We start from the raw sequence: 26418 nt of genomic DNA, 5'->3' as shown, positions 1-26418 counted from the left end.
GAAAGCTATTTAGCCGGTAATTTATATGTCGGATGACTAGTTCAATTTGATTATAGTTAATGTAGTTAAATATATAATTTGGTTGAATTTTGTCGAAAATTAGATTTTTATAGGTTAAAAGGACCAGGCGGATTGTTGAATAATACAGCGATGTATAAAGTAAGAGAGAGAGGTAGGGAGTTAGCCTCCCACGTATCCCGAACTATGAATAATCAAGAAAGAAGGGTTTCATATGAAAAAAGATCTTTACATTAACGGAGTATGGACGCCTGCCCAATCCTATAAGGCACTATACTCTCCATATAGCAAAGAACAGATTGCTGAAGTGGCTGAAGCAAGTGCAGAGGAAACCGAACTGGCGATCGCTGCTGCTTATGCTGCCAAAGACACGATGCGGAGCATGCCTGCTCACCGTCGGGCGGCCATTTTGGAAAAACTGGCACAGCTGCTGCAGGAACGCAGCGAGGAAGCGGCCCGGCTGATTGCCATGGAAGGCTCCAAACCGCTGAGCGCAGCCCGCGGAGAGATTGCCCGCACGATCGAAACCTATAAATTTGCAGCAGAAGAAGCCAAACGCATTCACGGAGAGACCATACCACTGGATGCAGCAGCTACCGGAGAAGGACGTACCGCTTATACAGTCAAAGAGCCTGTCGGTGTAGTGGGAGCGATTACTCCATTTAATTTCCCGATGAATCTGGTTGCTCACAAAGTGGGGCCGGCGATTGCAGCCGGCAATACGGTCGTACTGAAGCCTGCCGAACAGACTCCTTTATCTTCACTGCTGCTCGCAGAACTGCTTGAAAAGGCAGGATTGCCTGCCGGAGCATTAAATGTAGTGACCGGTGATGGCAAGACGGTAGGGGATCTGATCGTAACGGATGAACGGGTCAAAGCAGTCTCCTTTACCGGCAGTCCGGCTGTAGGTATCTCGATCCGTGCCCGGGCAGGACTCAAAAAGGTTACGCTGGAGCTTGGCTCCAATTCAGGACTTATAATAGATGAGGATACGGACATCACTGCCATGATAGACCGGGTAGTATCAGGAGCATTCTCCAACCAGGGGCAGGTATGTATCTCGGTACAGCGCATTTATGTACATGAGCGGATCTACGATGCATTTGTGCAGCAGTTCGTCGACAAGGCGGCTGGGCTGCGAATGGGTGATCCTTTGTCCGAAGATACCGACGTGGCAGCGATGATCGCACCGAAAGAACAGCAGCGTGCCCTGGAATGGATTACCGAAGCGGTAGAGGAAGGCGCGGAAATCGCCTATGGTGGAAAAGTAGAAAATGAACTGCTGCTGCCCACGGTACTGCTGAATGTACATCCGAATTCCCGTGTAGCCTGCCGCGAAGTATTCGCTCCTATCGTTATGATCAACCTGGTGAATAGTATAGACGAGGCGATCACCGCAGTGAATCAATCGGATTACGGTCTGCAGGCCGGGATCTATACCAAGCAGCTGAACACCGCTTTCCGTGCAATACGCGAACTGGAGGTAGGCGGCGTAATTGTGAACGACATCCCGACCTTCCGTGTCGACCATATGCCCTATGGAGGGGTTAAACAGAGCGGAACCGGACGCGAAGGGATCAAGTATGCGATGGAAGAAATGATGGAGACCAAGCTGGTTGTGTTCAAACACGAAGGCTGAATAAGAATTGGGAGAAGTGGCTGCCTGCAGGGCGGTCACTTCCTTTTTTTTGTATAAGATCATCCAAATGACTCACAAACTGTAGTATCTATGTATAGATTTTCCTGATTCTTATATAAAATGATGTCCATTATAGGTAAATAACTTTCCAAATTTGAAATAATACGTAAATAAGTACATAAAGTCTTGTTCACGTGCAATTTTTACAATTTTTTAACCACTTGTTAATAAACCATACTACATATGTTAGATATTCAAGTAATTTTACACTTTTTTCTAATTTTTAGTTAAAAACCTATTTATTTTTTTTAAGAATCATGATACGCTTTCTCCCAACACCAAGAGTAATCCATTTTTTGTAAAACGAGGTCACAATGCAATTGAAAGGTGGGATGCTTGGATTGGAAATTGTCGTTTTATTTGGTAGTGGCCCGCTATACATAGCTGGCAAAAAAGGTTATTGATAAATGGTTGTGTCTATTGCAGAAGGATTAGGTAATGCAGTTGTTAATACTGTGCAGGCAGGATCAATTCCAAAAAACCAAGTGAACAGGGGAGAATACTTTGAAAAAAACCGCTACTCTTTTACTCGCAGGAAGCTTACTTGTAGGTGCTAGCTCTTCCGTATTTGCAGCAGATACCAATGATCTGGCGCCACTGGGTGATTACACGCCCAAGCTGATTAACCAGCCGACTACAATTACTGGGGCATCCGGCGATGAGAAGGTTTGGAAATTCCTGGACAAACAAAAACGCACACTCGTTAGTGACGGTGCAGAATCCCAGAATGTGAAGGATCTGTTCGAAATCACCAAAAGACAGGCAGATTCCCAAACGGGTACAGACCACTATCGTCTGAACCAGGTATATCAAGGTGTTCCGGTATATGGTGCTGAACAGACACTCCATTTTGACAAAGCGGGCAATGTATCCCTGTATATGGGTAAAGTCATCAACGATCTGTCCGACAAGCTGGGAGCTTCCGAAGCCGCCGCTCCTGAACAGAAAGTAACAGAAGATGTATACGCGGACGTAAAAGAAACGGCCGCTAGTGATACTTACAATCCGGTAACACCAGAAATCAACGCTTCCGAAGCAATCAGTATCGCTCAAAAAGATGCAGCTTCCAAAGTAGGCTCATTGGGTGAAGCACAAATTACTCCTTCGGCCAAATTGTACATTTATGCTCCGGAAGGCAAGGAAGCACGCCTGGCTTATGTGACAGAAGTCAACGTACTCGAACCGGAGCCGCTGCGTACACGTTACTTTGTCGATGCTAAAGACGGTTCTATACTGTTCCAGTATGATCTGATCGAGCATGCGACAGGTACAGGTAAAGGTGTACTCGGTGATACCAAGACCTTTACGGTCGGAACATCCGGTTCCCGTTATGTGTTGACAGATACAACGCGTGGCAATGGTATCCAGACGTATACGGCGGCGAATCGTACTTCCCTGCCGGGAACGACGGTATCCAGCACATCGACAACATTTAATGATCCTGCATCGGTAGATGCTCATGCATATGCTGCACGTGTCTATGACTTCTTCAAAACCAACTTTGGCCGCAACAGCATCGACGGTAGAGGGCTGGCAATTCGTTCCACCACCCACTATTCCACTAACTACAACAATGCATTCTGGAATGGTTCCCAGATGGTGTATGGTGATGGCGATGGTACAACTTTCGCGCCATTGTCCGGTGACCTGGATGTAATCGGCCATGAGCTGACTCACGGTGTAACCGAGTATACAGCCAATCTGGAGTACTATGGTCAATCCGGTGCTCTAAATGAATCGATCTCCGATATGTTCGGTAACACCATCGAAGGCAAAAACTGGATGATCGGTGATGCGATCTACACACCTCGCGTATCCGGCGATGCGCTGCGTTACATGGATAATCCGGAAAGAGGCGGCCAGCCGTCCCGTATGGACGATTTTGTCAACACATCTGCTGATAATGGCGGCGTACACACCAACAGTGGTATTCCGAACAAATCGTTCTACTTGCTTGCGCAAGGCGGAACATTTGACGGCGTAAGTGTAACAGGTATCGGCCGCTCCCAGGCGATCCAGATCGTCTATCGTGCGCTGAACTACTACCTGACATCCACCTCCGATTTCTCTGATTACCGTTCTGCAATGATTCAGGCTTCTACCGATCTGTATGGTGCAAATTCTGCACAAACAACAGCTGTGAAGAACTCCCTGAGCGCTGTAGGTATCCTGTAATTACGCTCTTATAAACGTATATCCACCCGGTCCCCTTCTTGCTGAATAGCAGGGAGGGGATTTGTATGTTCACGGGAGAAATTAAGCAATTTTAATTGAACAGAAGTTGATTAACCTGACATAGCGAGTCAAGAATAAACAGAAAATAACAAGAAAAAAATAAATTTATTTAAAAATATGTTTATTTCCTTTAGGAATCATGTTACTATTTTTTCCAACAACAGGATTTGCTCCATTATTTTACTTCATTATCAGGTATATTCATTTGAGGGAGGAGAGAAAGGAGAAGCGGAAAGACTTTTCCAGGTACATAGCATTAATCATGCACAATGTCTGTATGAAGAAACCATATCCGGAATCTGTATAGGAGCAGACAATGCAGTACACACAGCAAGCTGAAAAGTCGGTTGTTCTCGATGGAGTATATCCGCCTTTAAGGTAAGCTATCATTTTTGCAACAATAAAACCAAGTGAACAGGGGAGAATACTTTGAAAAAAACGGTTGGTCTTTTACTTGCGGGAAGTCTGCTTGTCGGTGCGAATTCTTCAGTCTTTGCAGCTGGAACAAATGAGCTGGCACCACTGGGTGATTACACCCCGAAAATGATTGCACAAACGACAGGCATTGGTGGATCGGGTGACGAAAAAGTATGGAAATTCCTCGAGAAGCAAAAGCGTTCATTGGTTGCAAATCAAGCGCAATCCGAGAATGTAAAGGAACTGTTTGAAATTACTAAACGTCAGCCGGATGCACAGACCGGCACTGATCATTACCGCCTGACCCAGACGTATAAAGGTATTCCGGTGTATGGTGCAGAGCAGACCCTTCATTTTGATTCCTCCGGCAATGTGTCTCTATATATGGGGAAAGTGGTAGAGGATGTGTATGGCAAGCTGAATTCCTCCAGCTCGAAAGTAACGGAAGATGTATATGCTGAAGCAGTCGAGCCGCTGAAAGCAAAAATCAACGAAACACGTGCTATCCGTATCGCGGAAGCGGATGCAGCTCTGCGTTTGGGCCGAATCGGTGAGCCGGTAACTGCACCTTCTGCCAAGCTGTACATCTATGCTCCGGAAGGACAGGAAGCCCATCTGGCCTATGTAACAGAGGTCAATGTACTTGATCCTGAACCGCTGCGCACCCGTTACTTTGTGGATGCCAAAGATGGTTCCATCCTGTTGAAATATGATCTGCTCGAGCATGCGACAGGTACAGGTAAAGGCGTACTGGGTGATACCAAATCCTTTACAGTAGGAACGTCCGGTTCCCGTTATGTCATGATCGACTCCACTCGTGGTGGTGGTATCCAGACGTATACAGCTGCGAACCGCTCCTCCCTGCCGGGAACGACAGTATCCAGCACATCGACAACATTTAATGATCCTGCCTCGGTAGATGCTCATACGTATGCCGGTAAAGTATATGACTTTTACAAAAATAACTTTGGCCGCAACAGCCTGGATGGCAGAGGAATGGCGATTCGTTCGGTAACACATTATGGCTCCAACTACAATAATGCATTCTGGAATGGAAGCTATATGGTGTATGGCGATGGAGATGGCAGAACATTCATCCCGATCTCCGGCGCTCTGGATGTAGTCGGTCACGAGATGACTCACGGTGTGATCGAGAAAACAGCTAACCTGGAATATATGAACCAATCCGGTGCATTAAATGAAGCGATTGCAGATATGTTTGGTAATGTAATCGAAGGTGGTACGGACTGGCTCATTGGTGAAGATGTATACACGCCTTCTATAGCGGGGGATGCACTGCGTTCCATGTCCAACCCGAATCAGTATGGTGATCCGGACCACATGAATGAATTCAAGAATCTGCCGAATACAGAAGCCGGTGACTGGGGCGGCGTACACACGAACAGTGGTATTCCGAACAAGCAGTTCTACCTGCTGGCACAGGGCGGAAGTTTTGAAGGTGTAACTGTACAGGGACTGGGCAGATCCCAGGCGATCGGTATCGTTTACCGTGCGCTGACACTGTATCTGACATCCACTTCTGATTTCTCCGATTATCGTGCAGCGATGATCCAGGCATCGACAGACCTGTACGGTGCAAATTCCGCACAGACAACAGCTGTCAAAAAATCTTTTGATGCAGTAGGGATTCTCTAGAAATACTGCAGAAAAACAAATATTTTGAAAATGATATGATAGTCATAAAGCCTGCTCCCTTCACGGGGATGCAGGCTTTATTTGTTGACTAATAGGGGATAAAGAATAAATACCCAAATAAATTTGTTGTTTTATGTCGCTTATTGTGGTGTATATATACATATAATTTTTCTTTATAAGCAATATAAATTTGTTTTAAAAGATAATTTACAAAAAAAGCAACATAATTACAAAGAAAGGTGTTATTATAGTCAACATGTTAAAACATTTCTCTTTGGAAACCCACAATTAAAGGAGTGGAAGACATGGAACGCGAATTGGCTTTGGAAATTGTAAGAGTAACAGAAGTAGCGGCGTTGGCTTCGGCTCCCTGGATGGGTCGCGGTGACAAGAACAGCGCAGACGAGGCAGCTACACTGGCCATGAGAGCCATGTTCGATTCGGTATCGGTAAACGGTACGGTCGTTATCGGCGAAGGGGAAATGGACGAAGCACCGATGCTGTATATCGGTGAGAAAGTGGGAAGTACAGAAGCACCGGAAGTGGATGTTGCTGTTGATCCGCTGGAAGGCACAGTCATCGTAGCAAAGGGGTTGAATAATGCGCTCTCCGTTATTGCCGTAGCCGACAAGGGTAACCTGCTGCATGCTCCCGATATGTATATGGAGAAGCTCGCGGTAGGTCCCGCACTGGTAGGCAAGCTCAGTATCGAAGACCCGGTGGATGTGACGCTGCGCAAGGCAGCTAAGACACTGGGCAAGCGAATGGCAGATCTGACCGTGATGATTCTGGATCGGGATCGTCATGAGAGTATCATCAAGACGCTGCGCAAAACAGGCGTACGGATCAAGTTCCTCAGTGACGGCGATGTGGCCGGGGCGATGGCGCCGGCTTTTCCGGAAGCGGGGATTGATCTGTATCTCGGTTCCGGTGGAGCGCCGGAAGGCGTGCTGGCAGCTGCTGCGCTCTCCTGCCTCGGCGGTGAGCTGCAGGGCCGGCTGATGCCTGCGAATGCGGACGAATTCGAACGCTGCAAGGCTATGGGAATCGAGAATCCATATCAGGTACTCACCATGCAGGATATGATCGGCACCGACGATGTGATTTTTGCCGCTACGGGCGTGACGCCCGGTGAAATCCTGGGTGGCGTGAGATATCTGCCGGATGATCGTGCAGAGACGCATTCCATTGTCATGCGCGCCAAAACGAAAACGATCCGTTATATCAAGTCTCTTCATTATCTGCCGAACAAGGAAGTGCTTCATAAAGTGAGACAGGTGCAGTCCTCCGGACATCCCGAAGATCGCCGTGCTGCTGCTGTGGAGTCTGCGGCTATGAAAAAGCAGCCGGCTGCTGTCAAGCAGGAACAGATGCAGTCCAGTTAAATCGCATAGGCATTTTGCAAGTCATGCTCTATCCGCAATACCTCCGTTATTGGGCAGTCCATCCTGTATGGGCTGCCTCTTTTTTTGCGTGGATTACAAAAAGGCAGCAGTCGGACCGTTTGAAGTGATTACCAAATTGGTATAGGATAACTAATGATACCCGATGTGTATGGAAAGGATGGGGCTGATGAATATCATACCCGACTGGGAGAGGCTGAGCAGACAGTTCTATATTAGCAATAACTCTCACCCGGAAGCGGTCTACCGCATTCCCTTTACCAGGTTGTTCACGAGAGAGGGAATGCAGGAATTGCTGGAGTATTATGCTCCTCTGCTCAAAGCGCCGGATACCCAGCCTGCAGCCACTTTTTTATGTTCATGGCTTACTGGCATTCCGCTGGCGGTGCAGTATTATCTGTCCGTGGAACAGACCGGATTGAAGCTGGACCCGGCACAGATGACAATGGAGATGTATATGAGCGGTCCGTACTGCCAGTTTTCATTTTATACAAAAGAACTGCGGATGGAGCAGCTGCCTGCATCCTGCTCTGCCGATCAGCGCATAACGTTCCGCAACCAGCATCTGCATGCGGTGTACAGTGATATTCTGCGCCCGCTCGTACAGCTGATGGCCGACCTGGGCGGCGATCATGCACGAATGTACTGGAGACAGATGCCAGCCAGGTTCCACTATTATACCGATCAATGGAAAAAGGGGATAACCGACGAGTCAATCATACAAATGATCGATCGGGATCTTCATTATGTAGTGAGCGGGATGCCGGCGGAGGTCTTCGGATTGTCCCGCAATCCGCTGCATGTGCCGCCACGGCATACGCTCAATATCGATGGTACAGGCGAGACCATTTTGCGCAGTGCCTGCTGCCTGTTTCACCGAATGGAAGATGGGGAATACTGTTTTAATTGCCCCAAGATCAGCGAAGCGGCCAGAGAGGAACGGCGTCTGGCCTATCAGAGAAAGGAGGGAAACAGATGATTATTGGTGTAATATCGGATACCCATTTGTTCAGCCGACAGCTGGTGCTTCCGCAGCAGGTGTGGGATGGAATGGAAGGCGTCGATCTTATTCTGCATGCCGGAGACTTCTGTGACTGGGGCGTTCATGATCTGCTCAGCCGGATGGCTCCGGTAGAGGCGATAGCAGGCAATAACGATCCGCAGAGCATTGTCGAGAAAGTCGGCCGGCAAAAGATTATCGAAGTCGCCGGCAAACGGATCGGCCTCGTACACGGAGATGGTGGATTCCGCGGCAGTACCCCGGAACGGGCGTTTCAGTCTTTTACAAAAGAAGATCAGCTCGATATCATCGTATTCGGCCATTCGCATATTCCTTTTGCGGAATACAGGGAAGGGATTCTGCTGTTTAATCCCGGTTCACCAACGGACAAGCGCAGACAGTCGCAATATTCCTATGGCAAAATATTTATCCGGCAGGACGAGATTACATTTGAGCATTATTACTTTGACAAAGAACAGATAAGGGACTGAAAGATGAATGATTTCTCCGCCGCTTCCCGTGAACCTTCCAGGGTTTCTTCTGATGCATCTCTTGAGGTATCTATACTTTCACATAGCGTGTCCTCTGAATTATCTGGGCTAATTTTTAATGAAGGAAAAGATTCCGGATACCACATTTCCGCAGATCGATGCCCATTATGCGGAGGGAATAACGGCTGCGCGATCACCAGGCAGCTGCCACCAGAGAGCTGCTGGTGCATGAGATGGAGTATTCCAGAGCATGTTCGCAGCCGTATTCCAGAGAAGCAGCGCAATCAATCTTGTATCTGCGAACAGTGTGCGGAAGTCCACATAAGGGATGAATAGTAAAATACGGAACAAATAGAATAGCAAAAGCAGAAAATAGCCATATTTTTACGGTATGGCTATTTGGGTATTTCTGTAAATAAAAGATTTCCCACTGTTAGAAAAACGATAATAAGGAGTCGAATTAACGAAGTTAGCAGATGTGACAAATGAATAGAAAAGTAAAAATAGATTAAAATACATAAGTACCATAAATGTAAATATATTCACCTTTATGGTACTTAAATATTATATGGATAGTATGCCCACAATAATGATATTGTTTACTTAAACCTGTATTGATTAATTTTAAGTAACAGGTTACAATAAAAGGAGCTGATACTCTTATGAAAAAATGGTTTACTTCTCTGCTGGCCGGTGCCGTACTCACGTCAATGATTACGATTGTACCTGCAGCCTCTGCTGCAACATCCGCTACTCCTGGTGTACAAAACACAACGATTATTGTTAAAAAAGGAGAAGTCTTTGACGGCAAAGGACAACGTTATATCGCTGGCAGCGCACTCGGTGACGGCAGTCAAAAAGAAGGACAAAAACCAATTTTCCGTGTAGAGAACGGCGGCACGCTCAAGAATGTGGTACTCGGATATCCGGCTGCTGACGGCGTACATACATACGGAGATGCCAATCTGCAGAACATTGTCTGGGAAGATATTGGTGAAGATGCACTGACAATCAAGGAAAGCGGTAAAGTAACCCTTGATGGCGGTTCCGCAACCAATGGCGATGACAAGATGTTCCAGATTAATGCTGCATCCACTTTCACCGTCAAAAATTTCAAAGGTTCCAAAGCCGGCAAGTTTATTCGTCAGCTGGGCGGCAGCAAGTTCAAAGTGGATGTGATCATCGACAGATGTGACATCTCCAATATGAAAGAAGCGATCTTCCGCACGGACAGCACCACCAGTACCGTCAAGATGACCAATACCCGCTACCACAGCGTAGGCGAGAAATTCATCGGTGTGAAGAATATTACCGAAAGTGGAAATACCCAGTACTAATGCCTTTTCCTTACTATATAGCTCTCCCCCAACATGCTATATAGCGTATATATAATTTGGATGCATATCCAGGGCACCGCACTTTGGCGGTGTCTTTTTTTGCTTTTTTATCGTTCTTTAAGTTTCTCATGAGCTGTTCTTCATGTTGTTCATACAAAATACATATACATATTGTTAAATATGATACAAAGGAGTACAGGCGTCAAAGAGAGATGAGGTCAACCCTTGCCGCTGATGCTGTCTGACTAACTTTCGGGAGGAACCTACATGAAATCAAGAAACAACATACGATCTCGCTCAAGAATTGATATTCCGCTTATTTTTATCCTTATCCTTTCCGCGTTTCTGAATATCTGGAACATTTGGGATAACGGTTCGGCGAATGCCTATTACACGGCAGCAGTGACGAGTATGCTGCAAAGTTTTCACCATTTCTTCTATGCTTCATTTGATCCGGCCGGCTATGTGACTGTAGACAAACCGCCGGTGGCGTTCTGGATTCAGACGCTGTTTGCCTCCGTGCTTGGTGTGCATGGCTGGAGTGTGACACTGCCGGCGGCTCTGGCTGGTGTTGGCTCGGTTGGACTCATTTATCTCATCATCAAACCGACCTTCGGTCTGACTGCTGCCCGTCTGGCTGCCCTGATGATGGCAGTTACTCCGGTGGCTGTAGCCGTTCAGCGCTCCAACAATGTTGATGGTATTCTCGTCTTTACACTTCTGCTGGCGACATGGATGCTGCTCAAAGGCATTCGCAATCAGCAGACAGGCTGGATTTTGGGCGGATTTGCCATGATCGGCGTTGCCTTTAATGAAAAAATGCTGCAGGCATATATGGTCCTGCCTGCCGTATATCTCTTCTATGTACTGGCATACAAAGTAAACTGGAAGAAAAAATTGTCTGTACTGGCGAGCGGCACGGTCATTCTGGCAGCAGTATCCGTATCCTGGGCCGTAGTGGTCGACAGCGTACCTGCCGAAGATCGTCCCTATGTGGGCAGCAGTCAGACGAACTCGGTACTGGAACTCGCTTTTGGCTATAACGGGGTCAGTCGTCTGACCGGGGATATGCAGAGTCAGGGCGGACCTGGGGGAGGAGCAGCGACTCGTTCGACAGATAGCAGTACAGCAGATGCCGGAGAGGCAGATACAGAAGCAGGTGCCCAGATGAATCAGGGTGGTATGCCGGGAGGCGGTACGATGCAGCCGCCGGGCGGAAGTGACAATGGAAATCGCATGCGCGGCGGCATGTTCAATACGGGAGATCCCGGTCCGCTGCGTCTGTTCCAGTCTTCGTTGTCCGGGCAGGCGAGTCTGCTGCTGCCATTTGCAATCATTTCCCTGATTGCATTGTTCGCCGGACTGCGCAGAGATGCATGGCGCAAACAGCAGTATATGGAGACGGTATTCTGGCTAATGTGGCTGCTGCCGGTAGCGGGATTTTTCAGCATCGCCGGATTTTTCCACCAATATTATCTGATTATGCTGGCACCTCCGGTAGCTGCGCTGGCAGCGGCAGGATTTGTTGCCCAGTGGAAATGCTATCGTGGAGGCGAAGGCTGGCAGTCATGGTTGCTTCCTGTCAATGTAGCTGTAACGACGGCTTTCCAGCTGTTTGTGATCTATCCTTATAATGAACAGATCGGTTCGGCGTGGTTCTATATTATAGCGATTGTTGGAGGAATGTTGACCGCAGCGCTGATGGTTGGAGCTAGAGGTTCTCTGCTGCGTAATGGCAAAGGTTATGTGGTTTCTGCAGCGATGGTGCTGCTGCTGTTGACGCCGCTGTACTGGTCATCCTTCCCGTTCATGAACCCGTCCAGCAATATCTCGCTTCCTTATGGGGGCCCGGTCACATCCATGGGCTTTGGCGGCGGAAATAACCGTATGCCCGGGAGTGCAGCTGAAAGTGCAGCTGCAGGTCAAACGGAGCGCACTGCAGATACTGCAGAAGGTACAGCTGCAGCTCCGGGAGCAGACAGCAGTCGTCGCAGTGGTGGGCCTGGCGGCGGAGGCGGTATGGGAGAAAGTGTGAACGAGAAGCTGCTTCAGTATGTGACAGAGCATAATACAGGGGAAGAATATCTGTTTGCCGCATCTAATGCCAACTCTGCTTCGGCCTACATTATCAAGACCGGCAAAGCGGTAATGGCAATGGGCGGGTACAGCGGTAGTGACCCGATCATGACGGTCGATCGCTTAAAAGAAATGATCAGCAGCGGTCAGGTGAAATATTTCCTGGTTAATGGATTTGGTGGCCGCGGCGGAGGTTCAAGCGAAGTGACGGAGTGGATTGAGCAGCATGGAACCGAAGTGCCTTCCGAAGATTGGCAGAATACAACAGAGTCCATTCCGGCCAGCATGAATTCTGTCGGAGCAGCGGATACCAAGGAAGTATCCGGCACTACCGATGCTGAAAATGGTATGAATCGTACCAACGGTGGTATGGGCGGATCAGGAGGCGGTATGATGGGCAGTGGAACGTTGTACGAAGTAACTCCTGAAGATATCGGTAACTGATTGGATTAGCGGATGACGTCCCGATAAAGATTAGCTGCAATAGCAAAAATCCCCATACAGGGATGGACCAAAGTTCGGATAGCAACAACTATCCTTTTGATAAAGCGTAATAGAACATTTAAACAAAACCTCTTCATCTGTCCTGGATAATCTCCGGCAGTTGCAGAGGTTTTTTGTATTTCATGTCGATTATTACGTTTCATCTGGACTGACAGGTTTACATATTTAATTACAGGGTGCTTTAGTAAATTTGCTAAGGTGGCTGTACCGATGCAAACGATAAAATACAAATATGGTAATGATGATAGATTGAATGTTCAAGATACGGATATATTGGGGAGGCTTATATATGATTGATAGTACGACGCTGTATGATTGCATTATTGTTGGTGGAGGCATAGCGGGACTGCAGGCTGCGCTTCAGCTGGGGCGTTATTCGGCTCACCGTGTACTGGTTATTGACGCGGGTAAGGGCAGATCGACTTTTTGCCAGAATTACGGGAATATCCTGGGATTTCCGGACGGGATCTCCGGTGAGGAATTGCGCCGGATCGGGCGTCGGCAGGCAGAGCCGCTTGGAGTGGAATTTCATGAAGACCGCATTCTGGAAGCCAAAAAAGAAGGGGAACATTTCCTGCTGAAAGGTGCCGAAGGAGAGAGCTACCGATCACGTACCCTGCTGCTGGCGACCGGTCTGATTGACCGTTTTCCAAGACTTCCGGGATTGGTGGAGACACTCGGTCATAGCGTATATGTATGCCCGGATTGTGATGGGTATGAGATTCAGGACCGCAAGACTGTAGTGCTTGGGGCAGGTGAGGCCGGGGCTCAGATGGCATTGATTCTGTCGGATCGCACCGACCAGCTGCTGTATATTAATCACGAGAGCAAGCCATTTAAGCCAGAGACAATGGAGAGCCTGCGCGAACACAATATTGAATATATGGAGTCGGTCGTCAGTCAGGTCCATTATGAAGATACAGGCATCATTCGCAGTGTCGAACTGGAGGATGGCAAAGTGATTGAGACTGAACGCGGATTTATCGCATTTGGCGGCAATCATGTCAATTCCGAGCTGGCTGAGCAGCTGGGAGTAGAGACACTTCATAATCACCATGTGGAGACTCATCCGCGATCGAAGATGAGCAATGTGGAGAATGTCTGGGTAGCCGGTGATCTGGGCGCTCATTCGGAACAGGCAAATATTGCGATGGGTGAGGGAGCACAGGCAGCCATCTGGATCAACAAGACACTGGTTAAAATGAAACGGATGGCCGAGGAAAATCCGGTTCATTCCCATTGATCAAATTGCAATTGAGCAACAAATCAGTCATCGATTTCCTGCAGTAGAGGACAATTGAATGAAATAATGAAAAATATGGAATAAACACTGAAGCAAAAGAGCCTATAAGGCTCTTTTTCTTTCTTTTATAGAAATGACTATGTTACTATGGAAGCGATACACTAATTTATCGTTCAGGTGGGATGAATCATTGAGTTTTTATCCTAGAAAAGGGTTTAAGCTGGTTACCATTGTCAGTTTTATTGTCGTGCTATCCATTGTACTCACAATGATTATTACGATTCATTCCGCATATACCACCAGTAAAGAATTCCTGGTAGAGAACTACCTAAATAATAATTATGAACGGGCCACTGATCTGGCCGCTTCGACAGGCAGTCTGCTGGACCGGGTTCAGGGCAGCATAGATGCAGTTGCAGAGATCTGGCAGCGCGATCATGATCTGGAAGAGAATACGCTAAATGATCTGTATATAACGCATCGGGAATACTTTAACTCGCTAAGTATTATTCGCAAAGACCTGACCGTGGACAAGACCGCTCCAGTCGATAGCAGCTTGGAAAAAGGAGTAAGTGTAGATAATCCGACCAGCCGCGCCGTGCTGAGTATGCGCGATTCGGTAATTACCGACCCGTTTGTCGGTACGACCGGGAATCTGATGATTCTCGTCACAAGCCCACTGTATGATGAGAATAATGTATATTATGGCTATGTTGCCGGTACCATATATTTGCATAAATCGAATATTCTGCAGTTGATTCTGGAACGGGAGTATGAGCTGGACGGTTCCTACGTCTATGCCGTAGACCCCAAAGGGAATATCATTTTTCATCCGAACCAGACACTGATTGGGAAAAATGTCGCCTCCAATGATGCGGTATGGAAAGTCATTGCCGGACTGAATGGATCCATGTTGTATACCGATTCCAGTGATTCTTCGTATTATGCAGGCTATGCCTATAACATGAAATCCGGATGGGGTATTATTTCCCAGACCCCGGCCTCTGTCATTCGTGTACCGCTTGGTGTGCTGCTGCAGCAAAGTATACTGCAGTCACTGCCTCTGCTGTTGATCACGCTTGCTGCCGGTTGGCTGCTGACCTATCTGGTCGTCAAACCGCTGCATCAGCTGGCAGGATACTCGGATAAAATGCTCAAAAATTGGAATGCTGGAGAATTCCCGTCTATTCGCTCAGCGACCTATGAGATCAAAACGCTGCATAAAAGTCTGCGTTTTACCAGCCTTCAACTGCAAAAATATATCGCTAAACTGCATAATGAGACGGCACTTGATGGTCTTACGGGACTGGCTAACCGCAGGAACTTCGATTCTACGCTGGATACCTGGTGTATGGGGGAAGAACCTTTTGCCTTGATTATGCTGGATATTGATCATTTCAAACGTGTTAATGATACGTATGGTCATCTTACCGGTGATCGGGTGATGCAGTCGCTGGCTGCCATGATGCGCAATGTATCGCGTGAAGGAGACCTGTGCTTCCGTTATGGGGGCGAAGAATTTGGCATTTTGCTGCGTGGCTGCAATATTACCCGTGCCTATGTAGTAGCCGAACGGCTGCGCCAATTGGCCGCCAGTACCATCAGTCCTTCGGGGGAGATCGTTACAATTTCTATTGGTATTGTAGACCATCCAAACCAGGGCAGAACACCGATAGAACTTATATCCAAAGCTGATCAGGCATTGTATATATCCAAACGAGAAGGGCGTAACCGTACTACTGTATATGCGGATGAGTTAATATCCACGCAATAAAGCTCTTCTTCCTGTAAATAGGAGGAAGAGCTTTATTGCTGATGAGATCGGTTTATTGCTTGTAACTCTGTCTGTTAGTTGGAAGAGCAAAGTTATTATTATTACCATTACATAATATGAAAAAAAGTATATTCTGAATCATTAACCTTTATTTCACAGTTGAAACGGAGTACAATTGACAAAAATCAAAAATTTACAATAATTAGATAATTAATAATTAAATGGTATAAAAGAAGTTAGAGGATGGAAAAGGTTGGGTAAGATATGTACAGGAGTGAGCGGTATCACACTGGTCATCAAAAATTGGACAAATTTTCGTGACCCATCCGGAGCGTAATATATATTTTCGGACGTACATATTCCAGCCGAGCGGTCGGCAGCTGAAAATATATGGCACGCAAGCGTACAGCGCCAAGAAAAATAACCTCATTTATATACTGTGCTAATTAATAACACAGTTTTGGTGGTTAAGCGGCTCCCAGTACCTGTTATATCGCTTCATTTCCACAAATAAAATACATCTATTGGAGGGAACACTTTATGAAAAAGAAATCAACTCTGAAAAAGCCAATCTGTGTGCTGGCTACCTTGACACTAACAGCGTCGATCCTTATTCCTGCTACTGCAATGGCAGAAGAGAATAACACATCAGGAAGCAGCTTCTCCTTGAATAGCAGCAGCTATCTCGCGAATACCGGCTGGACAGGCAGTGGTACCAATTCCGTTGCTACTTCCGCTGACGGTACAGGAGCATCCAATCAATCCATTTTCTATAATAACGAGAACTCTTACGGTTACAATTGGGCTTATTCTGACGATATGAGTGGTGTACAGTCTTCACCGGGAATCAGCTTCGGCTGGAACTGGACAAATGGATATCAAGGTGCGGGTAACTTCCCGGTAGAGATATTCAGAGATAATGATCGTCGTAACCAAGATGCCAATCATCGTACACAAATGAAAAATATTGATACATCGGTAACCTATTCTACAGCGGATGCAACCGGTGATTATGCGACAGGCTATACGATGTTCATCCATAATACCCAGTGGGCAGGACCGGAGACTACTCCATCTTATCTGGTCAAAGTAGTCACTTCCACTTCAGCGAACGGTACGGAAAATACGGCTGACGGAGCTTCAACAGATGCTTCGGATACAACTAATCGTGACCAGCCGAATGTAGGCAACAATACTGCAAATTCCGGTAGTGCAGCGGTGACTAACAGCAGCACGACTGATCAGACAGGAAACAGCGGCTGGGGAGATTGGATAGATACCGTACAGCTGGATGGAGCAACATGGGATATTTATCGCAGCAGCATGAATGGCATGATGACCGATGGGACAAATGGTATGAATGGTACTATGAACAACAATACCAATACAAGCAACATTTTCGGAACGAACCGAGAAGGCAGTGTATATACATTTGTAAGAACGCAAAATACAGACACCGCTACCCTGAACCTGTCTGATTTTGTAAGAGATCTGCTTGGACGCAACGAGTTGCCGACTTCCGGTTATTATGTGAGCGGAGTGAAATTTGGTACGGATGTGATGAGTGGCAGTGGTAAACTGACTATCTCCAACTGGAATATTAGCGCTCAATAAAAAGGTCTGTCCGGTTTTAAGTTGACCGTTTAGTGCAGTTCAAAAAGGCTTCTCCCTTACCAGTGGAGGAGCCTTTTTGTTATGGATCATATAATTCTATCGCTGTGATTCATGCATTCACATTCCGGCAGTAAAAACAGGAGGATCGATGGAAAGCTCACCGGATAATGGAACAGACCCTATTGGCCGGGACCTCTTGGAGCATAGGGAAAGCTGGATAACTCCGGAAGTTGGGCAGCTGCTACCGGGTGGCTGAACCAGTATCCCTGAAATTCCGTGTAGCCCAGTTCCAGCAGATGCTGACACTGCTCCTGATCTTCAATTCCTTCGGCCACTACATTCAGGCTGAGTGCCTCTGCCATCATGATCAGAGCTTTGAGCACAGGCGGATTCATCTGCGTGACAAAGGAACGGTCAATCTTAATCGTATCGATCGGCAGCCGGGTCAGCATACTAAGCGAAGAATACCCAGTTCCAAAATCATCAAGTGAAATTGTGTAACCCTGTTCGCGTAATTTGACCAGAGACGATTGTTCTTCCACCGTATTGCTGGTCGCTACACTCTCGGTAATTTCCAAATCGATATAATGGGCAGGAATGCCTTCCTCCCGGGCGATTTGATTCAGTCGCTCGATAAAATCCGGCTCATCCAGTTGAACTCTGGAAATATTGATGGCTACACGGATCGACTGTCCATATTTTTGCTGGAGCTGCGGCAAATCGCGGCATGCCTGGCGGATGACCCATTCGCCGATTGGAATGATGAGTCGTGTCTCTTCCGCCACCGGAATGAATTCTGCGGGAGATACCATCTGGGTATGATTTTTATTCCAGCGCAGCAGTGCCTCCACCGTAATGACCTGTTGCTGCTTGACGCTGTAGATGGGCTGATAAAGTAGTTGCAGCTCCTGCTTTTCGACACAATTATTCAATTCCAGCTCCAGATTGAACCGGATAATCTGTTCATATTGAAGAGAGGTATCAAAGATATGATAACGGCTTCGGCCAAGACTCTTGGCATGATGAAGAGCAATAGCAGCATGACGAAGTGCGTTTGACAGTTCGATCTCAGTGGATACACGGGATACACCCAGGCTGGCTGTAATCTTCACCTCGCGGCCTTTGAGTAGAAACACCTTATCCATAATCCGGAGCACACGTTCAGCGATTCTTTCCGGCTTATCGGATGGATTCCCACTTATGATTAGGAACTCGTCTCCGCCCATTCGGCAAATGATTTCTTCTGTACTGAATATCTTTTTGATACGGTCGGTGACCTCGATCAGTAGAGTGTCCCCGTTATCATGGCCGAGCATATCGTTAATATTTTTGAAATTATCAATGTCCAGCAGGTACAGTATACCTTCCTCAAGCACATATTCACTCAAGAAACGCCGGTTAAACAGCTGGGTCAGCTCATCGTGATAAGCATAATACCGAAGTTTCTCTTGATATTGATTGCGCTCTGTATAATCACGGGTGATACAGATTAGATGAGTAATAACCTTATCTTTATTGCGTACGGGAGAAATGATACTCTCACCGCTGAGCAGCCCATTTGGCAGCAGATATCCGTCTTCAAACCGCATGCTCTCACCATGAGCCAGCACGCGGTTATATTTATTGTGTAGATACTGAGCCATCTCTGGCTGCTGTGCATATACTTCTAGGAAACTTTTACCGAGATCCCGGGAAGTCACACCGCTGAATTTGGAAGCGGCTTCATTCAGAAAATGATATACAAACCGACCCGGTTCGACACGCATGACGTAAATGAGATCTTCAGTCGCATCCAGAGCCTGAGCAAGGAGCGGAGGTATTTCTTGATTATTATTACGCACGCATTCCCACTCCTTCAATCATACTTTCATTAGTATTTTAAAATGATTTTTACTATTTTTAAATACTAGTTGAAAATAACAATAATGATTCTCGGTTGATCTTGTATATACCATCTTTGATGAGGCTGCTCGTTTCCTCAAGATGCCCGGTCATATGGGCATATGTTGAATGTAATCCTTCAACATATCCTTATGCAATTTTAAAGAATAATATATGCCCGTTCTCGAAACGTAAAGCCCTTCCTGAGTCCTCCACTATATAATTATACATAATCTTAACAGAAAATGGCGCTCTTTGCTGAGAAGCTTGCAACTGCGAATACTGGTTCTGTACATGTTATGATAATAACCATATTCCAATGTAGGGGGTACATAGAAATGAAACCAATTATCGATATTGCACGAGATGCCGGAATCCCGGAATCTGCTCTAGAAATGTATGGGAAATACAAAGCCAAGCTGGATCCCGAACCGATCCAGCAACTCACGGACAGGCCGGATGGCAAGCTGGTACTCGTCACGGCCGTGAATCCGACGCCGGCAGGCGAAGGCAAAACGCTCACGACGATCGGTCTGTCCCAGTCACTGAATGCGATCGGAGTACGTGCCGTGGCCGCACTGCGCGAGCCGTCACTCGGTCCATGCTTCGGTATGAAGGGAGGAGCGACCGGCAGCGGACAGGCGCAGATCGTGCCGGCGGATGAGATTAATCTGCATTTTACCGGGGATTTGCATGCCATTACCTCGGCACATAATCTGCTGGCCGCTATGATCGATAACCATCTGTATTATGGCAACGCACTAGGTATCCATCCCAAAAAGATTGTCTGGAAACGTGCTGCCGATATGAACGACCGCAGTCTGCGCAGCATTGTCACCGGCATCGGGCCTGGTAATGGAGAAGTACGAGAGAGCGGCTATCTAATTACTTCTGCATCGGAAGTGATGGCGGTGCTCTGTCTCAGCGAGAATCTGGACGATCTGAAAGGCCGCTTAAGCCGCATCATTATCGGCTACTCGTATACAGGACAGCCGGTGACGGCCGCGGATCTGAGTGCCGTGGAAGCGATGGCTGTGCTGCTGCGCGATGCGATCAAGCCAAATCTGGTACAGACGCTGGAAGGGACACCGGTGATCGTTCATGGGGGTCCTTTTGCCAATATTGCGCATGGCTGCAGCAGTGTTATCGGTACGAGAACGGCACTCCGGCTGGGAGATATCGCAGTGACTGAGGCTGGCTTCGGAGCGGAACTGGGTGCTGAGAAATTTATGGATATCAAATGCCGTAAGTCCGGACTACGGCCGGATGCAGCCGTTCTCGTCGTTACCGTCAAAGCGCTGAAATACAATGGCGGAGTGAAAGTGCAGGAGCTGGATTATGAAGATATACAGGCGCTGCAGCAGGGCATGAGCAATATGCGTCGTCATCTGGACAATCTGCGAAAATTCGGTGTACCTGTACTTGTGGCCGTCAATCATTTTGCCGGAGATACGGATGCGGAGATTGCCGCGATTATCGAGGAATGTCTGCGTCTGGGTGTACCGGCAGAGCTGTCCAAAGTGTGGGCAGAAGGAAGTGCAGGCGGTGTATCACTCGCGAGAGCGCTTGTACATATGCTGGAGTCACAAGTGTCGCAGTATCAGCCGCTATACCCGGATGAGCTGCCCCTGACCACCAAGATCGAACGCATCATTACCGGCATTTATGGAGGAAGCGGCGCTGTCTATTCTCCGGCGGCCGAGCGTACGCTTGCTGAACTGCAGGCGAATGGATTTGGTCATCTCCCGGTATGCATGGCCAAGACACCATATTCATTCAGTGATCAGCCGGAACGACTGGGTGCTCCGGAAGGGTTTGTAATGAATATCAGCAGGGCATCCCTGTCGGCAGGAGCCGGATTTATCGTCGTGGAGACAGGCAATACGATGACCATGCCGGGCCTGCCCCGAGTACCGGCTGCTGAACGAATGAAGCTTGAGCCGGACGGGCGTATCGAAGGACTGGTGTAAATGAACCCATTTTATAGGAGGTATTTTGCCTTGTCTATCGTTAATATATATGATATTAATTAATGAGAATATAAATTATATTCATGTCTTCCGAAAAGGAGGAATCAAAAGATGGAACTTCAACTGCATGTACTGGTAGTCGATGATGAACCTCGTCAGCGGCGCGGTGTAGCTGCTCTGGTGCGCCAGCTGCGTCCCGGTTATACCGTGCATGAAGCGAGAAGTGGGCAGGAAGCTCTGGAGCTTAGTCTGGCTCATCCTGTTGACCTGGTGCTTACCGATATTCAGATGCCGGTCATGAACGGGATGGACTATATCAATCAGGTTCGCAAAAGTCTGCCTGAACTGCGTATTGTACTGATCACGGTATATGACGAGTTTCATTATGTACAGCAGGCGATCCGGCTCAATGTCATGGATTATCTGATCAAGCCGGTGACAGCAGTGCAGCTGCTGCCGCTGCTGGAGAGCATCGAACAGGAACAGATACAGTGGCAAATTCAGCTGGAACAGCAGCAATCCCTATCCCGCCAGCTGGCGAGGCTGGAGCCGATATATCAGGAACATCTGCTGTACCGCTGGCTGACCGTTTCGCTGAATATACAGGAGCAGGAGGAATGCCAGCGCTATTTCCGGATCGATGGAGAGATCAGTATCTGGCTGATGCGCAGGATGAATGTACTTCAGCAGCCAGCCGGCGGCTGGAAGATGCCGCTGCGTGAGCATCTGGAAGCAGCTGTCTCAGGCGGTATCTCTCTGTATTACACCGGGATGGATGATCCGGAGGAGCCGCTGATTATTATCGTACAGTGGCCGCACCTCTGGCAGGAAAAGGACCGGCAGACCTGCCGGGATCAGGTGATAACTGTACTTGAACAGCTGCACGTAGACCACAACGTAGATATCTGCACAGCAGAGAGTGAACTGTTCAGCAGTAGAGTGACTGCCCAAGGTGTTCATCTGGCTTATCAATCAGCGGCGGCAGCACTGGAGAGACATTTTTATGAAGCAGACAGCTGTTGGTTGATGGGGGAATCCGGTGAATCGACTTCTCGCGCCAGCCAGCGACTGCCCATCAGATACCCATCCACAGCATCGATTGAAAGCGCTATCCATAAGAGGGACAGAAGCGCTATGGAGCAGGAGATGGATGATCTGCTAAAACAGCTGGCAGCCGATCATCCGTCTGTACCTTTGCTCAAATACCATCTGCTTCAGATTATGCTGCCTTGTATCGAGCGTTCATCAGCCCATATCGGACAGGAGCTGCAGGATCAATATGAACAGCGGCTGGAGTTCATCATTCAGCAATCGGCGCGACTGCAGCAACTGCGCACGCAGCTGCTCACCGTGCTAAGCGAGTGGCTGGAGCAGATCGACAGCTGCCGGATGAGCAAGAGTGATCAGGCGATGCTGGAATGTCGTGAATATCTGGAGAGACATTATCACGAGGATCTCAGTCTGGATGAAGTAGCCGGCCGATTTTACTATAATCCATCGTACTTCAGTCTGTTGTTCAAGTCTCATTTTGGTACATCCTTTACTGACTATATTCAGCGTCTGCGTATGCAGCATGCCCGCACACTGCTGCTGGAGACCAATGATCGTATAGCGGAGATCGGACGGCAGACGGGATACCGGGATATCAAGTATTTTGCCAAAGTATTCAAAAAATCATTTTTGTATACACCGGAAGAATACCGGCGGCAGTTCAGGCGCTCCGATATTCTTGCGGACCGCCCGGCGAGCGGAGGAGTGAGCAGACCAGGTGTGGACTAACGCAGCCCGCTGGTTCAAGGATATGAGCTTCAAAAAGAAGCTGCTTTTGTCTCATTTGCTGCTGGCATGCCTGATTATTCTCAGTCTTGGCTTTATTTACAATCATATTGCCTATAAGGACCGGATGGACAATATCCGCTACAGTACCAGCAATATACTGCATACGAATAACCAGCTGCTCGATGACCGGTTATCTGCGATTGAATCCAGCATGAGTATGCTGCCGCTGGATTATGACCTGCTGCGGGCAGTTGACGCGGCTGATCCGATCAGTGCATCCTCGCTGGTGCGAACCGACCGGCTGATTACACCTATTCTTTTTAAATACTTCAGTAATCACGAGGAAGTCTACTCCTCCTATGTGATGACCCGCGAATACGGCTATGGAAGCAATGCACTGATGTATGTGCCGCCGGCGGAGTTCTACCGTTCTCTGCTGGCGCAGACCGCAGCGGAAGGGAGGGGGGCGGAAGTATGGATGCCCACCTATTCCTACACCGGTATGTACAAGCAGCAAGAGCTGCAGCATATCCCGCTGGAATACGAGTCTCTTCTCTCTGTCGTCAAGCAGCTGAATATGACAGCAGCCGATGAATATGGCAACATACACCGGCTCAAGCCCACTCAAGAACCGCCGGTGCTGCTTATCAATATCCGTCCCGAATCGCTCGCTGCTGTGCTGGATGAGTATGTGCAGCATAATGACTACAACCAGCTGGCCTATGGCATCGTGAACCGGGCCGGAGTATCCGTGCTTCGTCTGGAAAAAGGGGATTTTGCCCATACCCGGGCAGCCGAACTGCCGGCAGTCGTTGGCAGCCAGGAGCAGGGAATGATCATGCAGCAGATTAATGGACAGGATACGATGGTATTCTATGAGAAAATGAAGTCGACCGGCTGGATCTCGTATATCGAGATTCCAATTACGTCGGCAGTGAGCAGCCTGCAGACGCTGCGAATCACGACTGCATTATTCCTGCTCTGTATGGCGTTGGTATCGGTTGTGCTCGCCTATATGCTGTCCAGTTATATCACCCGCCCGCTAACCCGGATCAAGCAGGGTATCCGTCAGGTCGAGAAAGGACAGTTTAATATCCGCATCCAGCCGGACAGCCGGGACGAGTTCGGCCAGCTGACCGAGATGTTCAACGAGATGAGCCGGCGGATCGAGCAGCTGATCGAGGAGAATTATGGTTCCCGGCTGAGGGCGAGAGAGTCGGAGATCATGGCGCTGAATCTGCAGCTGAATCCGCATTTTCTGTATAATACGCTCAGCACGATGTACTGGATTGCCGTAGAGCATGGACAGCATGAGCTCGCTCGCATGATGATCAGCCTGACCGAGATGCTGCAGATCACGACCCGCAACAAGCAGGAACTGTGGAAGCTGGAGACCGACCTGAGCTGGCTGGACAAGTATATATACATTATGCAGAACCGGTTTGAAGATAAATTCACGGTAGAGATGGATGTGGAGACAGAACTGCTGGAGACCGAGGTGCCCAAGCTGTTTTTGCAGCCCTTTATCGAGAATGCGATTATTCACGGTTTTGGCGAAATGGAATCCGGCGGTAGACTCCGGGTCCGCGGCTGGCTGGAAGGAGAGGAGCGGATGTTTGCCGTTGAAGATAACGGCAAAGGCATCACCGATACACTGATGGATGATATTCAGACCGGCGAGATTCGCTCTACCGGCATTGAAAATGTAGACCGGCGCATAAGATTGCTGTATGGCCCGGAATACGGTATTCATATGCAGCGGCAGGACTCCGGCGGTACATTAGTGCTGATCCGGCTGCCACACCAGCGCTCTCCCAATGAAAATACCCCAATCCAATAATAATCGAGTTGTAGCCAATGTAAGCGCTTGCTAAGATGAATTTATCCAATGCTGCAGCATCGATATATTATACCGGAGGATAGAAATTCTTCGGTCCGGGAGGTATTTGCATGAGAGTCAAATTACTATTATGTGCATTATGTTCGGCCCTGCTGCTCGGTTTGCTGTCCGGCTGCGGTTCCGACAATGGCGGTGCAGCGCAGACCGTGGACGGCAAGCAAAAGGTCACGCTTACTTACGCATCATGGGGCAGTCCGAATGAGAAAAAAGTGCAGGAACAGATCGCCCGCAAATTTACCGAAAAATATCCATGGATTGAAGTCAATTATATGCATATTCCCGGTGACTATGTTACCAAGCTGACGACGATGTTTGCAGCCAATCAGGCGCCTGATGTATTCCCGATCTACAAAGCTCAAGGACTGCAGTGGGCCGAACAGGGCAAGCTGTACAATCTGAACGAATTTCTGAAAGACGACAAGGAATTAACTCCTGATGCCTTGATTCCCAACTCCATTCTGTACTGGGACAAAGATAAGATAGCAGGCATCAAAGTAACCGAGGAAGCCTTTGGCCTCTATTACAATGCCGATATGTTCAAGGAAGCCGGACTGCCACTGCCGCCGACCAAGGCTCAAGAAGCATGGACCTGGGAGCAATTCCTCGATACGGCTAAAAAGCTGACGATCGACAATAATGGTAACAATGCGACCAGCCCGGCCTTTGATCCATCCAATGTAAAGCAGTACGGAGTCCGCTTTGATACATGGATATGGCATCTGATGGTACCGTCCAACGGCGCCAGTGTAATCTCCGCCAATAAGGACAAGCTGAATCTGGAAGATCCGCAGGTCATTGATGCGGTTCAAAAAATGGCGGATCTGATCACCGTTCATCATGTGGCTCCATCACCGACCCAGTCCAAAAATATCCCTTCGCCGGCTGTCGCTCTTCAGAGCCGCAAAGTGGCGATGGACCTGGATGGACAATGGGTGCAGCTGGATCTCGGCCAGTCCGGCATGAACTATGGAGTCGGTGTACTGCCCAAGCTTAAAGAAAGCAAAACGATCCTGTTCGGCGAACCGGAAGTGATCTCCGCCACAACCAAGCATCCAAAAGAAGCATGGATGTTCTACAAATTCCTGCTGGATGCCAAAAGTGGTCTGGAGATGCATGCCAGCGGTTTGTGGATGCCGGTTGCCAAAGAATGGTACACTGACCCGGCGCTGATTCAGCAATGGGCGACTGTAAAGCCCGGACATCCGGAAGGTTACACGGATGCGATCATGAATCAGACGCTGAAAAATGGCGTGAATTCCTATGACTATTACCTCAAAAATTCGGAGAAAATTAATGCCATTATCAATCCAGCCTTGGATCAGGTATGGCTCGGCAAAAAAACGGTCCAGCAGGCCTTTAGTGAAGTCTCTGCCAAAGCAAACGCGGAATTCAAAGGAACCTACCCAGAAAAATAGCAGAAT

Annotated in this window: 17 protein-coding genes; 16 read left to right on the top strand and 1 reads right to left on the bottom strand. The window is 48.1% G+C overall.

Annotation, left to right across the window (positions count from 1 at the left end):
* Positions 1 to 232: 232 nt before the first annotated feature.
* The 12 genes from M1D61_RS11620 to M1D61_RS11565 all read left to right on the top strand — a co-directional run bounded on the left by M1D61_RS11620 (position 233) and on the right by M1D61_RS11565 (position 17467).
* Positions 233 to 1657 carry an aldehyde dehydrogenase family protein gene (locus M1D61_RS11620; protein WP_458118658.1) on the top strand — a complete coding sequence of 475 codons (1425 nt, stop codon included), beginning with the start codon at positions 233 to 235 and terminating at the stop codon, positions 1655 to 1657.
* Positions 1658 to 2221: 564 nt separating this feature from the next.
* On the top strand, positions 2222 to 3892 hold the full coding sequence (locus M1D61_RS11615) for a M4 family metallopeptidase (RefSeq protein WP_458118657.1): 1671 nt from the start codon (positions 2222 to 2224) through the stop codon (positions 3890 to 3892).
* 489 nt (positions 3893 to 4381) lie between these two features.
* Positions 4382 to 6025 carry a M4 family metallopeptidase gene (locus M1D61_RS11610; protein WP_458118656.1) on the top strand — a complete coding sequence of 548 codons (1644 nt, stop codon included), beginning with the start codon at positions 4382 to 4384 and terminating at the stop codon, positions 6023 to 6025.
* Between the two features lie 305 nt (positions 6026 to 6330).
* Positions 6331 to 7410, top strand: coding sequence for a class II fructose-bisphosphatase (gene glpX / locus M1D61_RS11605; RefSeq protein WP_458118654.1), 1080 nt, complete (start codon positions 6331 to 6333; stop codon positions 7408 to 7410).
* Between the two features lie 187 nt (positions 7411 to 7597).
* Entirely contained in the window at positions 7598 to 8407 is an 810-nt protein-coding gene (locus M1D61_RS11600; RefSeq protein WP_458118652.1) for a (2Fe-2S)-binding protein, read from the top strand.
* Positions 8404 to 8919, top strand: a complete 516-nt coding sequence (locus M1D61_RS11595) for a metallophosphoesterase family protein (protein WP_458118651.1) — start codon at positions 8404 to 8406, stop codon at positions 8917 to 8919. Before M1D61_RS11600 ends, M1D61_RS11595 begins: the two co-directional genes overlap by 4 nt.
* 3 nt (positions 8920 to 8922) lie before the next feature.
* Entirely contained in the window at positions 8923 to 9255 is a 333-nt protein-coding gene (locus tag M1D61_RS11590; protein WP_458118649.1) for a cysteine-rich CWC family protein, read from the top strand.
* Between the two features lie 374 nt (positions 9256 to 9629).
* Entirely contained in the window at positions 9630 to 10256 is a 627-nt protein-coding gene (locus tag M1D61_RS11585; RefSeq protein ID WP_458122489.1) for a pectate lyase, read from the top strand.
* A gap of 267 nt (positions 10257 to 10523) precedes the next feature.
* On the top strand, positions 10524 to 12776 hold the full coding sequence (locus M1D61_RS11580; RefSeq protein ID WP_458118648.1) for a glycosyltransferase family 39 protein: 2253 nt from the start codon (positions 10524 to 10526) through the stop codon (positions 12774 to 12776).
* Positions 12777 to 13125: 349 nt separating this feature from the next.
* On the top strand, positions 13126 to 14079 hold the full coding sequence (locus M1D61_RS11575; protein ID WP_458118646.1) for an NAD(P)/FAD-dependent oxidoreductase: 954 nt from the start codon (positions 13126 to 13128) through the stop codon (positions 14077 to 14079).
* Positions 14080 to 14269: 190 nt separating this feature from the next.
* The gene (locus M1D61_RS11570; RefSeq protein WP_458118645.1) at positions 14270 to 15853 is read left to right on the top strand and encodes a sensor domain-containing diguanylate cyclase; all 1584 of its coding nucleotides are present in this window, start codon (positions 14270 to 14272) and stop codon (positions 15851 to 15853) included.
* A gap of 540 nt (positions 15854 to 16393) precedes the next feature.
* Positions 16394 to 17467 carry a GH12 family glycosyl hydrolase domain-containing protein gene (locus M1D61_RS11565; protein ID WP_458118643.1) on the top strand — a complete coding sequence of 358 codons (1074 nt, stop codon included), beginning with the start codon at positions 16394 to 16396 and terminating at the stop codon, positions 17465 to 17467.
* 179 nt (positions 17468 to 17646) lie between these two features.
* Here the strand turns inward: M1D61_RS11565 and M1D61_RS11560 are convergent, their stop codons facing one another.
* Complete coding sequence (locus M1D61_RS11560) at positions 17647 to 19308, bottom strand: putative bifunctional diguanylate cyclase/phosphodiesterase (protein ID WP_458118642.1); 1662 nt, start codon at positions 19306 to 19308, stop codon at positions 17647 to 17649.
* 378 nt (positions 19309 to 19686) lie between these two features.
* On the opposite strand from M1D61_RS11560, the gene M1D61_RS11555 reads away from it, so the two are divergent.
* From M1D61_RS11555 to M1D61_RS11540, 4 genes are all read left to right on the top strand, one after another.
* A complete protein-coding gene (locus M1D61_RS11555) occupies positions 19687 to 21318 on the top strand; it encodes a formate--tetrahydrofolate ligase (RefSeq protein ID WP_458118641.1) in 1632 nt (543 codons plus the stop codon).
* Between the two features lie 111 nt (positions 21319 to 21429).
* Positions 21430 to 23097 carry a response regulator transcription factor gene (locus M1D61_RS11550; protein WP_458118639.1) on the top strand — a complete coding sequence of 556 codons (1668 nt, stop codon included), beginning with the start codon at positions 21430 to 21432 and terminating at the stop codon, positions 23095 to 23097.
* Complete coding sequence (locus M1D61_RS11545; RefSeq protein WP_458118637.1) at positions 23087 to 24937, top strand: sensor histidine kinase; 1851 nt, start codon at positions 23087 to 23089, stop codon at positions 24935 to 24937. Before M1D61_RS11550 ends, M1D61_RS11545 begins: the two co-directional genes overlap by 11 nt.
* Positions 24938 to 25047: 110 nt before the next feature.
* A complete protein-coding gene (locus M1D61_RS11540) occupies positions 25048 to 26412 on the top strand; it encodes an ABC transporter substrate-binding protein (protein WP_458118635.1) in 1365 nt (454 codons plus the stop codon).
* The last annotated feature ends 6 nt before the right edge of the window (positions 26413 to 26418 follow it).

Source organism: Paenibacillus sp. Z6-24 (assembly GCF_054161335.1).
This window is presented reverse-complemented; position numbering and strand designations above follow the sequence as displayed.

Coding starts and splice junctions, on each gene's coding strand:
- M1D61_RS11620 (WP_458118658.1), top strand. CDS start 233: ATGAAAAAAGATCTTTACATTAACGGAGTATGGACGCCTGCCCAATCC.
- M1D61_RS11600 (WP_458118652.1), top strand. CDS start 7,598: ATGAATATCATACCCGACTGGGAGAGGCTGAGCAGACAGTTCTATATT.
- M1D61_RS11595 (WP_458118651.1), top strand. CDS start 8,404: ATGATTATTGGTGTAATATCGGATACCCATTTGTTCAGCCGACAGCTG.
- M1D61_RS11565 (WP_458118643.1), top strand. CDS start 16,394: ATGAAAAAGAAATCAACTCTGAAAAAGCCAATCTGTGTGCTGGCTACC.
- M1D61_RS11585 (WP_458122489.1), top strand. CDS start 9,630: ATGATTACGATTGTACCTGCAGCCTCTGCTGCAACATCCGCTACTCCT.
- M1D61_RS11555 (WP_458118641.1), top strand. CDS start 19,687: ATGAAACCAATTATCGATATTGCACGAGATGCCGGAATCCCGGAATCT.
- M1D61_RS11580 (WP_458118648.1), top strand. CDS start 10,524: ATGAAATCAAGAAACAACATACGATCTCGCTCAAGAATTGATATTCCG.
- M1D61_RS11575 (WP_458118646.1), top strand. CDS start 13,126: ATGATTGATAGTACGACGCTGTATGATTGCATTATTGTTGGTGGAGGC.
- M1D61_RS11540 (WP_458118635.1), top strand. CDS start 25,048: ATGAGAGTCAAATTACTATTATGTGCATTATGTTCGGCCCTGCTGCTC.
- glpX (WP_458118654.1), top strand. CDS start 6,331: ATGGAACGCGAATTGGCTTTGGAAATTGTAAGAGTAACAGAAGTAGCG.
- M1D61_RS11550 (WP_458118639.1), top strand. CDS start 21,430: ATGGAACTTCAACTGCATGTACTGGTAGTCGATGATGAACCTCGTCAG.
- M1D61_RS11590 (WP_458118649.1), top strand. CDS start 8,923: ATGAATGATTTCTCCGCCGCTTCCCGTGAACCTTCCAGGGTTTCTTCT.